Source organism: Paenibacillus sp. J31R109 (assembly GCF_059692055.1).
Genome location: NZ_JCAUAR010000002.1, coordinates 773,434 through 787,419 on the forward strand (window position 1 = coordinate 773,434; position 13,986 = coordinate 787,419).

Here is a 13,986-nt window from a genome sequence, read left to right on the forward strand (position 1 = left end):
ATCCTCCTTCAAAACTCCATCTTTTTTATGTATGTCTGATTCGCCTCTCCCATTGTCACATATTGCTCACTCAGATTCAAGAAATGACAACGTAAGTTTTAGACAACTGTCGCGGTCATTACCGCCAAAAGAAGAAGCCGCCTGCTCCAACTACTTTGGAACTAGCGGCTTTTTCATTTACGCATATAACCAAACTTATGCCTTTTGAAATGTTGAGGGGCGCTCCGCGAGCCCTGCCAAGAAGCTTAACATGAACTGCACGGCAAGACGCGAGGTCACATTCCGCACATCCACGGTCGGGTCGATGCAGACGAAGTCTAGTCCTTGCACCTGTGGCAACGATCCTAGACGGTACAGCGCATCCAAGGCATCCCACGGATGTATCCCGCCTGTACCGATCGCTGGGCATCCCGGGGCATACGCCTGATCGATGACATCAACATCGAAGCTCACATACAGCGCATCTGTCTCATTTCCAGCGAGTTGAATGGCTTGGTCGAGCACCGCATCCATCCCCATCCGCCGAATATCACGTGATGTATAGACATGTACGCCTTTACTTTTCACGTAGTCATGGTACGGCTTCGAATTCATAAAACCACGAATACCGATTTGTACGACATGGTGTCCCTCGACTAGACCGGATTCGAGGATCCCACGGAACGGTGTACCATTGGTGACGCCTCCGTCCTCAAAATTACGGACATCATGGTGAGCATCAAAATGAAGGATTCCCACTTTCTGTCCGGCATACCGATTGACGAAGGCTTTGATTGATGGGCAGCTTGTGGAATGATCACCACCAAAGATGATTGGGATCAAGCCCGGCATATGATTATACAGCGTGCGCAAGCTCTCCTCGATGCGGCGATGACATTCCGCGATATCTGTCACATGCATCTGGATATCGCCAAGATCACGAACAGCTAGCGATTGCAAGTCAACACCATACTCCATCGAATATGTAGTAAACGACTTGAACGCAGCTCGAACCGCCGCCGGAGTCGTCGAAGCGCCGGAATGCGAAATAGACGACTTCGACAACGGGATGCCGATGATTCCCGCAAGCAGCTGCTCTTGGCCGTCCCATTGGCGAATCCAATGAGCAACCTTGGTTTCCATGTGATCTCTGAACGCAGCTTGATCAGGTGGTTTGAGAAATGGGATCTCGCCACTCATTGCCCAGCCTCCTCCCTATTCGTCATGAGCTTACGGTTCCATACGCCCACCTTGCCGTTTTTGATGACACCAAACGTATGATTAACTCCGAAATGATAGGGCAGATAAGCAAGATTCGGTGCATCATATATCGTTAAATCCGCTCGCTTCCCTATCTCAATCGAACCAATATCATGGCCGCGCCCCAACGCGTTTGCGGCGTTGATTGTGCAGGCGGTCAGAATCTCTTCTGGCGTCATTTTCAAGTTCAGGGAAGCCAGCATCATGATTAGCTGGATCGACTCCGTTGGACAGGAGCCTGGGTTATAATCCGTTGACAGCGCCACCGGCAGCTCATGGATATCGATCATGTCGCGCGCGCGCGCATGTCTCGCCAGACCTAGGTTGAACGAAGTGCCAGGTAAGAGCACTGGAATCACACCATGCTCGGCCATCGCAGCCAACCCTTTATCCGTCGCTGCCAGCAAATGTTCAGCCGAAATCGAACCGACTTCGCCCGCCAGCTCTGCGCCGCCAAGCGGTTTTATTTCATCTGCGTGCAGCTTCGGAATCAAACCATATTCCCTCCCTTTCAGCAGAATACGGCGTGACTGCTCAACGGAAAAAACACCATGCTCACAGAACACGTCACAGAATTCAGCTAGACCCTGTTCAGCCACCATGGGAAGCATTTCATGAATGACGAGATCTACGTAGTCCTCGGTGCGACCTTTATAGGCTAGAGGTACCGCATGCGCACCCATAAACGTAGAAACGATATCAATCGTATGCTTATTGTTCAACTGTTTGGCCACTCGCAGTTGCTTCAATTCGTCCTCCACGGAGAGACCGTAACCGCTTTTTGCTTCGATTGTCGTGACGCCCTGCAACAGCATCTCGTCCAGGCTTCTATATGCTTTCGTAAATAACTCTTGCTCCGATGCCGCCCGCGTACTCTGCACAGTGCTAAGAATGCCGCCTCCCTGTGCCAAAATATCCAAATACGAAACACCAGACCGCTTCAATGCCAGCTCATTCTCACGGGAACCGCCGTGAACGAGATGGGTGTGTGGATCTATTAACCCTGGCGTAACCATACGCCCGCCAACATCCACAATTGCTGCAACTTCGATGTCTGTCAGACGCTCCAGAACAAGTTCGACAGGGCCGAATGTGACGATTCTTCCTTCACGTATGGCTACGGCTGCATCTGTGATTACATGAACTTCCTTCATCTGCTGCCCACAGCGCGGTACATTTCCTGGAGGGGTGACCAATTGGCCGATCCCTATCATGAGCAAATCAATCCGTTCCATCTCCTCACTCCTCCTTCACTGTCCTTGCTCACGCATAGGGATGCGAATGCCGTGCCCTTCCGCAGTTTCAATCGCCTCATCATAGCCCGCATCCACATGGCGGATCACACCCATACCGGGATCGCTGGTAAGCACACTGCGGAGGCGTTCATCAGCTGCATCCGTCCCATCCGCTACGATGACCATTCCTGCATGCAACGAGTAGCCCATGCCTACACCTCCGCCATGATGGACAGAAACCCACGATGCACCTGCTGACGTGTTGATCAACGCATTCAAGATCGCCCAGTCGCCAACGGCATCGGAACCGTCTTTCATCGCTTCCGTTTCACGGTTAGGCGAAGCCACGGAGCCGCAATCCAAATGATCACGACCAATGACGATGGGAGCTTTCAATTCGCCATTTCTCACCATTTCGTTCAGTGCGAGACCGAATCGTTCACGCTCACCATAGCCAAGCCAGCAGATTCGCGCGGGGAGACCTTGGAAAGCTACTCTCTCACTCGCCATCGTAATCCAGCGACGCAGATGATCATTCTCTGGGAACAGCTTCAGCACAAGTTCGTCAGTTTTGCGAATATCTTCCGGGTCACCGGAGAGTGCTACCCAGCGGAAAGGTCCTTTACCTTCACAGAAAAGTGAACGAATATAGGCTGGAACAAAACCTGGAAAATCGAAAGCATTCGTTACTCCTTGGTCGTAAGCGACTTGACGAATATTGTTGCCATAATCAAAGACGACCGAGCCCATTTGTTGCAGATCGAGCATCGCTTGGACATGAACCGCCATACTGCTTTTGGAAAGTTTCACATATTGTTCAGGATCCTTCTCACGCAATGCGGCTGCTTCGTTCAGCGTAAAACCAACTGGAATATAGCCGATCAAAGGATCATGAGCCGACGTTTGGTCTGTAACAAAATGCGGCTTAACACCCCGCCGCACGAATTCCGGGAATATTTCCGCTGCGTTCCCCAGAAGACCAATGGCTAGTGCCTTATTGTCTGCCATTGCTCTAGCAGCCAGCAACAGCGCTTCATCCAGCGTTTCCACTAGCACATCACAATATCGAGTTTGAATTCGGCGCTCAATGCGTGTTCGGTCCACTTCGACCGCGATGACGACACCCTCATTCATCGTGACAGCTAACGGCTGAGCGCCTCCCATACCACCAAGGCCTGCGGTCAACGTCAATGTGCCTTTGAGTGAACCGCCAGTATGTTGGCGAGCAGCTTCAGCAAATGTTTCATATGTCCCTTGCAAAATGCCCTGCGTCCCGATGTAAATCCAGCTGCCCGCCGTCATTTGCCCGTACATCATCAGCCCCTTTTGCTCCAGCTCACGAAAGTGCTCCCAATTCGCCCATTTCGGCACAAGTACCGAGTTCGAAAGCAGCACACGCGGTGCTCGTTCATGGGTTTTGAAAACCCCTACCGGCTTGCCAGATTGGATCAGCAATGTTTCATTGCTTTCCAGGCGCTGCAATTCGCGGATGATGGCATCGTAGGAAGGCCAGTTGCGAGCTGCTTTGCCGATACCGCCGTAGACGACGAGATCTTCCGGTCGTTCTGCCACTTCCGGGTCAAGATTATTCATCAGCATGCGCATAGCTGCTTCCTGAATCCACCCTTTGCAGGACAGTTCAGTTCCGCGAGGAGCGCGAATTACTCGTTTGTGAGGATTAGAATTCATCATAAGTGATCTCCTTCTAAGTTACGCTTATTCGTCAAAAAAGTGTCCCTGCCACAGCCTCCACCGCTTGCAGCCACTCACCTTCCAGCAAAGCCGTTGCCACGTTTTCGATATCACGGGAGGTTGAGCGGTCTTCCACAACGGGAGGTACGAGTGCCCGCAGCTTGTCGTACAGAACCCGCGTAGCAGGTGCAAGCCCCTCAGCTCCCACAAATTCAGCCGCTTCAGCTGCACAAATCAACTCGATAGCTAACACCTTGGACACGTTACTGATGATCTGTGCTGCATGACGTGCTGCTGTTGTTCCCATCGACACATGATCCTCTTGATTCGCCGAGGAGGGGATCGAGTCCACGCTGGACGGGTGAGCGAGCACTTTATTTTCCGAAACAATCGATGCACTTACATATTGCGTGATCATCATGCCGGAGCCCACGCCTGGGTTGTGGCTCAAAAAAGCAGGCAATCCTCCCGATAATGCTGGATTAACTAGCCGTTCGGTACGACGTTCGGAAATATTTGCAAGCTCGCTCATGCCAATTTTCAAAAAATCCATAGCAAAAGCGATCGGCTGCCCATGGAAATTTCCGCCGGAGATGACTAGACCCTTCTCCACGAATAACAAGGGATTATCCGTTGCGGAGTTCATTTCAATTGCCAGCTTATCCCCCACATAAGCAAGCACTTGGCGAGTAGCCCCATGTACTTGCGGTAAACAGCGCAGAGAATACGCATCCTGTACGCGAAGCTCACCTTGGCGTGTCGTCAACTTGCTGCCTCGCAGCAAGCTGCACAGATTTTTGGCTACGCCGATTTGTTCTGGATACGGTCGAACCTGCTGCACCTCATGGGCAAAAGCATCCGGAATACCACGCAAGCATTCGACCGTTAGGGAGGCAATCACATCAGCGATTTTCGCTAGCCGAAGGGATTGGATAAGTGCCAACGTACCGATAGACGTCATGATCTGAGTACCGTTAATTAGTGCTAGCCCCTCTTTGGCCTGCAAGCTAATCGGTTTGAGCCCTGCTCGCGAGAGCGCTTTCTCACCCGACATGCGTTCACCTTGGTAAAACGCCTCACCCTCGCCCATCAGCACCAGCGCCAAATGAGACAATGGAGCCAAATCTCCGCTAGCGCCAAGCGAGCCTTGCTCCGGCACGACAGGGTGTACGTCACGATTAATGCAGTCGAGCAACAACTGCAGCGTTTCTGAGCGGATGCCAGAATGGCCTTTGGCCAGTGCGTTCGCGCGCAGCATCATCAACGCACGAACCGTTGGTTCCGGCAGTGGTCTGCCGACGGCGCAGGCATGGCTGCGGATCAAGTTAACCTGCAGCTGCGCAGCATCTTGAGGGGAAATCGTCACATCGCTGAATTTGCCGAAGCCGGTCGTGACCCCGTAGACCACTTTGCCAGCAGCGACCAGTTCATCCACCATTTTGCGGCACGCGATGACACGTCTGAGTGCCTGCTCATCTAATACGACGGGCACATGATCATAAACAACCGCCGCGACTAACTCCGGTATCAATTGCTCTCCGTTTAATACAACAGGAGTCGCTTCTAGGTTGCTTTCCTGATGTTTGGATACCATCGCCATGGTCAAGTCAGACTCCTTTCCTTTCTCGCTTTACCAAAAGAAAGGGACCGTACGGAAGTTGTTAGCTTCCATTCGGTCCCTTTTTGAAAAAGAGGATTGTATGCGATTGTCCGGTATCCAGCTCCAGCCGATCCATCATCGCGATCACTCACTTTATCGTTATTTTGTTTTCCCTAATCTTACCTATTCCCATTTTCACACCTCGTTCGTAAGCTGTCAAGATGGCTTAAAGCCTAGTTGTGGCCGCATGACAAGTCCAACTTCATGTCAACGTTTGAGAATCGGTTTCAGTTGTGCAATGATGTCTTCCATTTGCTTCGAGCATTGCTCGTACATTTCTTTGGCCTTCTTATTATTAGTCGATAATCCATACAACATTAAATCCCCTTCACATTGTTTTAATGTGGCAAATAGCGCTGCTTTTTCCTGTGGCACAGGTACGGTGATCTTGTCATCATACAAATCAACAAACAATTGGCCGTAAGAATCCACTTGACCTAGAAATACATTTTCGACCGTGACACCTATTTTAACTAACTCCGTATTCAGCCATGCCCGGCTAAAACCTAGCGTAGCCAAAGGTTCGTCTATAATTACGCCATCCATGATCACTGCTTGTGGCTCCTTCTCAGGCGCAACTTGGATGCCTAGATGTTTTGGCGTTAGCGGTTGATTCTCACGTGTTAAGAGGACATTAATTTCTCCACTTGGTTCCATAATGGCAAATTCCACATCGGCCACTTTAAATACCGATCTTTTGCGCAGTTGCTCCATAAGTTCATCCGTGGTTAGGCGTTCTTTCTTTAAATTATCTTCCATGACTTTACCATCTCTAATGAGGATTGTCCCTTTACTATCAATGAAATCCCGCGCTTTTTTACTTTTCATCTGCAGAAATTCAATGCCTAAGGTGCAAGCCACCCATACCCCTATTGCTACCAACCCTAGATACCATTTCGTATCCGTGTCCAACGATATATACGCCGCGAGATTACCAATGGAAATCCCGGTGATGTATTCGAAGAAAGAAAGCTGTGTGACTTGCCTTTTCCCCAACAGCTTCGTCATCAGGAAAAGCACCACAATTGATAAAAATGTCCGTAAAACGATTTCAACCCAATCTAACACAATGAATCCTCCTTTTTGCGATGCCAAATTCCGATTGTATTAAATTGTTTGTTGAACGCGTGAAATTTATACAATAAAAGGAAAAACGCTAATAGAATTAGAGTGAAATAACCAGCTTCATGGGAAGCTGGTTGGTTCATTCTCATCTTATTTTACATGTGAACAATAATGTATTCCTCTTCGACGGACACGTCATATTTTTCGACAGAAACATCATACGTCTTTGTGCGTGTTTTCGGATCAACGATCATTTGACCCGTCTTGATGTCGAACTCCCAAAAATGCCAGGGACACCGCACGATTTCCCCTTCACGCTCAAAACAAAATTCTTCACCTGGCCCCTTCGATGTAAGGAATGATGTCGTGATGCCTTCACATAACGAAGCACACTGATGCGGACACAGATTGCGAATCGCGAAATACGTCCCGCCTAGATTGTAAACACCGACGCTCCGTCCACCTGCTTCGATGATCTTCTTCGAACCCGGCTTCAGCTCAGCAATTGTCCCTACCACATAACGATTCATACTGTGACTCCTCCTCTTTCACGCTGTGGCAAACCGTATAATTCTGCAGCATTTTGATAAAAAATACGCTCCCACGTCTCATTCGCCAGCTTCGGAAAAGCGTGCATCGGTGAATCAAAGTCCCAATGTGGAAAATCACTGGCAAACATCAGATTCGTCTCGGCAGAAATGGCCTCCATCATCGGTTGGAACAGTTCCATCTTCGGCGGCAGCTCCAGCGGCTGTGAAGTGACCCTAAAATGCTTGCGATAATACTCGCTAGGCGGTTCTTTCACCCATGGTGTCTGATGACGCAGCGCTTTCCAATCCTGATCCAGCCGCCAGATGAGCGGAGCGATCCATAGCATTCCGGCTTCCATCATAACCACTTTGAGGGTTGGGAATTTTTCGAAAACGCCTTCAAAAATAAAGCTTGCCAGGTGGGACATCATGATTTGTGCACGGGCTGCTCTGTATTCAATATAGCTTGATACATGTCCGGCACCGGTCGGCGGGTTGTTAATTCCTAATCCCTCCATACTGACATGGATTGTAAAAGGCAGATTATGTCGGACACACGCTTCATAAATCGGATGATAAAATCGTTGGCCATATGGCTTCTGAGCACCATTCGAGACGATAGCTTGTACCATGCCAGGATGGCTGCCCAGCCGATCAATTTCTTTTGCAGCCAGGATGGGGTCCTGTTTTGGAATAAGAATGGACCCTTTCAATCTGCTATCCCGCGATAGGTATCTCTCCGCGTAATAGTCGTTGTGCGCCGAACATACAGCCGCTGCAAAATCGGTATCTGGTGTACCATGAACATCGTATTCTGCTCCCGTAAGTATGCCGTATTCCAGATTGTATCGGTCTAAATGATATTTCTGCAAATGCTTCAAATGGCTGTCTTCTGTCCCATCATCCACATAGTGAATGTCTTGCATCGAGCCCCTAGTCCCTCCGTTTAAATACATGCCTCCTTGCGATGGCATACGCCATCCGAATGTGGACACTTGCTCACGATATACTCTTGGCATATATGACAGCATGTGCTCTCGTGGAGCCGATGCATGGATGTCTGTGTCTATAATCGATTGTTTTATTCTTGTTCTTGCAGCAATTGGATTCGCTTCAACAGTTTGGACCATTTCTCCAGGTTCGATCGTGCTCATTTGCGTTCACCACTCCTTGTATTTATTCAGCTGGATTGCATAAATCGGATCATGCATGAATCCGACATTTCGTTCCTGAATGAGATCTCATACTTTCATCTTACAGGCAGTGGTTTGCCAAATATATGCACGCATTTTATATATTTGCTGTACTTTTTTTAACGTGTTGCCTCTGACGAAGCCGTGAAATCATGGTACACTCAAGATAACCTATTTTTAGAGCAAAATGAGGTGAACTTGATGTACAATCCTTCGTTTGAATTGAACATATATACGTACGCCGGGCCGCAGCCAGGCTTTATCAAAAGTCAAGAAATACATAAATATTACGTCATACTTGGCGTAGAATCGGGTTCGTTCGATTATACGGTCGGTGACCTCTCCGGCAGAGCCTCATTCGGGGATCTGGTGTGCGTCCCGCCTGGTACTCTTTTTAAGCGAAAGTCGTTGGGAGAAATTACATTTCACCTCCTCTCCTTCACCTCACTTATCGAAAATAATCCATATTTTCCTATCCTTCCGGTGGGTAAAGTGAGTATTGGCGATGTTAACCGACTAACCTCAACCTATGCTTATCTTCGCAAAACCTGGCAATCCTCGGGGACGAGCTCGAATATAACAACAATAGCGAATCACATGCTTATGGATATTCTACATTTGTGTGATTTGGAGCGACAATACGCGCAAAGCCGCAAAAAAAGCACCGATCCTCTCATGCAACAGGCCGCTGGACACATCCATAGGCATCTGTTCGGTGAGATTCACATGCAGGATATTGCTGGGAAGCTCGGTATCCAACCTTCTGAGCTAACCCGCCGCTTCCGTTTGGAGTACGGGACCGTGCCCGTGGAATACGTCACGAAGCTGCGACTGGAGGAAGTCAAGCGTAGGCTGCTTGAAACCAACGATACGTTGGAAGCGATCGCTGCGCGTTGCGGGTATGAGAATGGATCGTACCTAAGCCGTGTGTTCCGTGCGAAAGTCGGGGTAACGACATCTGAGTTTAGGAACAACAATCAAATTTGATTGTTGTTCCAGCTGGTCGCGAGGCAGGGCTTGCGCTGTAAGCGCGGTTTTCGCGCTACCAGCGGCGGGATCTGCCGCGTTTGCGCGGGGCTAGCGCTGGATATGCGGTTTTCGCACCTATCTACGCAACAAAAGGGAGCTAAGCACAAAACGCTTAGCTCCCTTCCTTTCTCGCCTATCAGTTCATAGACGGCCAAAATGCAACATCATCCCATAGGACTTCGATGGCGCCACTATGATCTCGAACAAAGTTCACTGTTGATTTGCCCGTGTACAATTTAAACGGATTGAAATGTGTCAACCCAGCTGGTGTAAGGTTATTTGGATCGTAGGTCCAATTCGTCACATCAAAAATAACTTGCTTGGAGCCTCCAGCTGGCGTAATCGCCATATAAAATCGGCCAGTAGTCCCATTCCCTTGCTTGTAATAGATTTCACCAGTCAACCATTGCCCTGTAGGCACGCTAAAATTCCGATTATCCTGCACCCACACCGTATCGAAATCCGCTTCATCTTCGGAATCCGTAATTGGAGTTCGCTGCCCTTTGACCTGGAAATAGAACTTCTGACTGGATGCACCGCCCGCTGCTTTGGTCAGATTAAGGCTAACCCGATAGGGATAGACGGTGCCAGTGGTCCAGCTTGGCTGATTCCAAAACTCTGCGAGCGTAAACCAGCTCACGGGATCAGGAATTTGCTTAATAAGATCCACATCGGGATCCAGATAAACCCGGAATGAATAGTAAATCTCCGTCAATGTACTTGTGTTACTATACAGATTAGCTTGAACTCGGCCCTTCGTAATGTCATCGCCAACACTTCCCAGCCAATATTTCATAACCTTATTCCCCGAATTCGTTGGATCGGTTACGATGCTCGCATTACGGTCTGCGCAGTCCGTGCCTTGATACTGTACGCTGAATGAGCCGAATTTCGAATACCCATCGAGATGGGTTACCCAATCATTCGGGGACGTAACCGAAGTATCTGTCCCCGTTATATCCGTTATACAAGATGCACTTGTCGCTCCGGTAGAACCGGATTCAAAGCCTGAATGAAAAATAAGTGAGCCACTGGGAGCGTATGTGGTTCCTGTAGGTGCTGATGGCGCTTTCACAAAACGCACAGCATCCGCTATAACAAAGCCATCCGTACTGTCATTACGAATTCGAACATAGCCGCTCGTTCCCGAAACGAAAGCATAACGACCGACGAAATTCCATACGTCACCACCGTTCGAACGTTGGTTCACAGTAAGTGTCGTACTGCCGCCACTATACGAAATATCAACCGGCACGTTGGAAGCACGATTTGCTGAGGAATTCCATCGCATATAGACATCATAGTTACCCGATTCGGTCAACGTTGGGGTATACGTGATGGACTTCGAGCCTTTGCTCGTATTGCCATCATGCGCATAGTTCGTTCCGTAGAAACCTGTAGCCGATGTCGATGTACTCCACGTCCCAACGGTTGTGATACCTGTCGTAGCATTGTTGTCCACGATAACTTCAGCTGCTTCTACACGTGCTGGGTTCATAACTAAGCTGAAGAGAATCGCACCCATGCAGGCAAGCAGACTAAGCATTCCTACTTTGTTATTCAACCTAACGCCTCCCTATTAACTTCAAAATACGAGAGATATCTGTGACGGGTCCGTAAGCTAAACCAACTCGTTTCACTTCGACATGGACAGAGCTCAATCACCTCCCTTATTATATGAAGTTAATAACTCACCTCCTTTCTTTCTGGCAGCATCGCCTAGGTTAGTTCCATAGCTGTTTTATTCGACTGGTTGCCCTACAACTAGGGTCTTATTCGCAATTAGAATCCTGTCTCCGACAGTCACCATCACCGAGATTTGGGCTTCACCAACGCCCGTAATCGTTATATGTCCGGACTGATCGACTTGAGCAACTGCTGGTTGGCTCGATGCGAACACCGTTTCAGTTGGTGTCATCTCCACAATCTCCCCGCTCGCGCTTTGTCCTTGGACGATCAATTGCAGCTCCTCACCAACCTCATATTGGGTGCTTTGTGAGAAATACGTATCCCATTTGGATTGGTCATCTTGCGCTTGAGCTTCACTTTCATAAAAACGCACATCCGAAAGTCCATTCCATCCGCTTCGTGTCTCACCATAGCCATAGCATTTCAATCGAACGAATCGCGCCTGTACATCGTTTAACGCATAAATCTCCGGATACAACGTCGTACCACTCGTTTTCAAACCCGTTTGAAGCACTTGCCAGCTTTCACCATCATCTGAAATTTCCACATCGAAGTTGTACGATCGTTCATTTCCAAGATAACCAGCAACCCCCATCGCATGAACGTTGACAACGTTACCGAAATCATAGCTGATCCACTTGACTTCGCCAGCGCTCGTCGTAGACCACCTCGTGTTCAAATCATTGTCTATCGTTTTTTCCGGCGTATTGGTATTTGCGTATCCATCATTCGATAGCACGCTCTCTACAGGAATCCACGTTTTCACAAGTTCCTCCTGCACTTCGCCTTCGATAGACAACTTCAGCATGGCAAGATTCGCAGGTTGATTAGACGAAAATGGATCATTTACAAAATGGAACGTATACGTCCCAACACCTTCCATTTGCAAAATGGTTGGCATACTGGCATTTTGTGCCTGTTGGATGGTTGCACTCGCCCCATTGTAGCTTTGTATACCTATTACGGGGATACTACCATCCGGATGAAGATTAAGCTGATAGCTCTTCACTTCAGGTTTGAAGAAATCCGCAAGCTTCCCATCGACGGTGACATGCTGTGACAGCAACTGTACTAATTGTTGCTGGAGAGCTTGCTCACTGGCACCCGTAAAGGAAATGGCCTCTTTACCAAAAATAAGAAGACCTGAGGCATCCTGATAGACTTGAATACCCATCGCATGTGCAAGTTCCTCCGCCGGGAAAGATATCACTCCATTCACCGATTGTGCATCCAAGTTCATCATCATTCTTTCGATATGAATCGTATAAGTCGTCTGTAAGCCAGCTTGCGAAGAGACAATAATCGAAAGTACATTATCGCCAATCGAGAGCGCTTGGGTATAAGCAGTCCCCGAAGGATGTGCCATTCCGTTGATCAGGAGGGTGTCGGTCGGTGAAGAAACGGATGGCGTGATGTCAATGCTCGTCAAGCTATTCCCCGTTACAACCTCATAATCTGTTCTAAGGGGGCTAAATGGCAATTGACCTGGCGTCATCAGCAAATCCCCCAAAACTGGCGCTACGCCAGCCTTTTTCACATTCAAATAGTAGCTCAGTTGGGTACCATCCTCAGCCCTAATCGTAATGGAAATGGGGGTTACACTAGCGGATAAAACCGCTGTGAACGTTTCCCCGGACAAGAGAGGATCACCGTTTATTTTCAAACTTTGATACACTTGTGAAGTTACGGTAGGTGTTATTTCCATGCTGGTTACTTCATTCCCCACCTCAACATCATACGTTGTCGTCTCCGGCCTGAAATTCAACTCCCCAGGATTAATCAACAGACTGCTCAAGGTGGCATCATTACTCATTTTGCGAATAAGTACTTGATACGTCCTTTGTGTATCATCTTCGGCGGTAACTGTGATCGCTACAGGTGTAGAATTCCCTGTGAGGACAGCTCGGTAAGCAACCCCTGACCCTTGGCTAGTGCCATTAACTGTCAAATTTTTATAAACGGCGGATGACACGGTTGGTGTTAGATCAACGTGAATCGTCTGCGGAGGAACTGTGATCTGATAAGTAGCTGATACCACATCATAAGCCACTGTACCTGGAAGTGCCGTCAACCCACTTAATGTGGCATCATTACTCTTAGGTACCTCGAATTGCGGTACAAAGCGAATGGCATCAGCCATCACATAACCGTCCGTTCCAGCCGCATTTATTTTAATAAAATTCGTATTTCCTGCTGCAAAATGATAGGTTCCGAGCAGATTCCAAACGCCGCCCGTCCCGTTAGCCCGCTGATTGATTGTCACAATATCACTTATTCCATTATGATAAATTTCAAAAGGCACATTACTTGCTCGATTCAGTGCTCTGCTCCAATTTGCATACACCGCATAGGATCCCGCTCTGGGTATCACAGGGGTGTATTGAATCGTTTGCCCTTTGTTCTCTGTGCCTTGTACGGACTCATAATTGCTGCCATATTTATCACTTGCCGAGGTGCCTACTGTCCATGTGCCTGTTCGCGTTACGCCGGCGTCCGAATTATCCACAACGATATCCGATGCACCTACACCCAGATCCGCCGCTCCCACCGGAGAAGCAATTCCCAGCAGAAGTGTTCCGAGCCAGACCAGAAGCAGTAACCGGCTTATCAACTTTTTCCCCATATAAATCCTCCTTGTATATAACTGATTCATT

The 13,986-nt window shown here is 48.7% G+C and carries 10 protein-coding genes; 1 reads left to right on the top strand and 9 read right to left on the bottom strand.

Going from position 1 to position 13,986, the window contains the following annotated elements:
- Nucleotides 1-195: 195 nt before the first annotated feature.
- The 7 genes from hutG to AC58QT_RS09255 all read right to left on the bottom strand — a co-directional run bounded on the left by hutG (nt 196) and on the right by AC58QT_RS09255 (nt 8,575).
- Nucleotides 196-1,179 carry a formimidoylglutamase gene (hutG, locus tag AC58QT_RS09225; protein ID WP_497408649.1) on the bottom strand — a complete coding sequence of 328 codons (984 nt, stop codon included), beginning with the start codon at nt 1,177-1,179 and terminating at the stop codon, nt 196-198.
- The gene (gene hutI / locus AC58QT_RS09230) at nt 1,176-2,474 is read right to left on the bottom strand and encodes an imidazolonepropionase (RefSeq protein ID WP_497408650.1); all 1,299 of its coding nucleotides are present in this window, start codon (nt 2,472-2,474) and stop codon (nt 1,176-1,178) included. The genes hutG and hutI overlap by 4 nt, the downstream gene beginning before the upstream one ends.
- Nucleotides 2,475-2,489: 15 nt before the next feature.
- On the bottom strand, nt 2,490-4,166 hold the full coding sequence (gene hutU / locus AC58QT_RS09235; protein ID WP_497408651.1) for a urocanate hydratase: 1,677 nt from the start codon (nt 4,164-4,166) through the stop codon (nt 2,490-2,492).
- A 31-nt stretch (nt 4,167-4,197) separates the two neighbouring features.
- Nucleotides 4,198-5,760, bottom strand: coding sequence for a histidine ammonia-lyase (gene hutH, locus AC58QT_RS09240; RefSeq protein WP_497408864.1), 1,563 nt, complete (start codon nt 5,758-5,760; stop codon nt 4,198-4,200).
- A 273-nt stretch (nt 5,761-6,033) separates the two neighbouring features.
- Nucleotides 6,034-6,894: a DUF421 domain-containing protein gene (locus tag AC58QT_RS09245; RefSeq protein ID WP_497408652.1), complete on the bottom strand. Its 861-nt coding sequence runs from the start codon at nt 6,892-6,894 to the stop codon at nt 6,034-6,036.
- 152 nt (nt 6,895-7,046) lie between these two features.
- The gene (locus AC58QT_RS09250) at nt 7,047-7,421 is read right to left on the bottom strand and encodes a Rieske (2Fe-2S) protein (RefSeq protein WP_497408653.1); all 375 of its coding nucleotides are present in this window, start codon (nt 7,419-7,421) and stop codon (nt 7,047-7,049) included.
- Nucleotides 7,418-8,575, bottom strand: coding sequence for an amidohydrolase family protein (locus AC58QT_RS09255; RefSeq protein WP_497408654.1), 1,158 nt, complete (start codon nt 8,573-8,575; stop codon nt 7,418-7,420). Before AC58QT_RS09255 ends, AC58QT_RS09250 begins: the two co-directional genes overlap by 4 nt.
- Nucleotides 8,576-8,815: 240 nt before the next feature.
- Between AC58QT_RS09255 and AC58QT_RS09260 the strand changes: the two genes are divergently transcribed.
- On the top strand, nt 8,816-9,601 hold the full coding sequence (locus AC58QT_RS09260; protein WP_497408655.1) for a helix-turn-helix domain-containing protein: 786 nt from the start codon (nt 8,816-8,818) through the stop codon (nt 9,599-9,601).
- A 178-nt stretch (nt 9,602-9,779) separates the two neighbouring features.
- Here the strand turns inward: AC58QT_RS09260 and AC58QT_RS09265 are convergent, their stop codons facing one another.
- On the bottom strand, nt 9,780-11,207 hold the full coding sequence (locus AC58QT_RS09265; protein ID WP_497408656.1) for a golvesin C-terminal-like domain-containing protein: 1,428 nt from the start codon (nt 11,205-11,207) through the stop codon (nt 9,780-9,782).
- 177 nt (nt 11,208-11,384) lie between these two features.
- A complete protein-coding gene (locus AC58QT_RS09270) occupies nt 11,385-13,955 on the bottom strand; it encodes a golvesin C-terminal-like domain-containing protein (protein ID WP_497408657.1) in 2,571 nt (856 codons plus the stop codon).
- Nucleotides 13,956-13,986 lie beyond the last annotated feature (31 nt).

Excerpts from the sequence above, each read along its gene's own strand:
- hutG (WP_497408649.1), bottom strand. The coding sequence starts at position 1,179 with ATGAGTGGCGAGATCCCATTTCTCAAACCACCTGATCAAGCTGCGTTC.
- hutI (WP_497408650.1), bottom strand. The coding sequence starts at position 2,474 with ATGGAACGGATTGATTTGCTCATGATAGGGATCGGCCAATTGGTCACC.
- hutU (WP_497408651.1), bottom strand. The coding sequence starts at position 4,166 with ATGATGAATTCTAATCCTCACAAACGAGTAATTCGCGCTCCTCGCGGA.
- hutH (WP_497408864.1), bottom strand. The coding sequence starts at position 5,760 with ATGGTATCCAAACATCAGGAAAGCAACCTAGAAGCGACTCCTGTTGTA.
- AC58QT_RS09250 (WP_497408653.1), bottom strand. The coding sequence starts at position 7,421 with ATGAATCGTTATGTGGTAGGGACAATTGCTGAGCTGAAGCCGGGTTCG.
- AC58QT_RS09255 (WP_497408654.1), bottom strand. The coding sequence starts at position 8,575 with ATGAGCACGATCGAACCTGGAGAAATGGTCCAAACTGTTGAAGCGAAT.
- AC58QT_RS09260 (WP_497408655.1), top strand. The coding sequence starts at position 8,816 with ATGTACAATCCTTCGTTTGAATTGAACATATATACGTACGCCGGGCCG.
- AC58QT_RS09270 (WP_497408657.1), bottom strand. The coding sequence starts at position 13,955 with ATGGGGAAAAAGTTGATAAGCCGGTTACTGCTTCTGGTCTGGCTCGGA.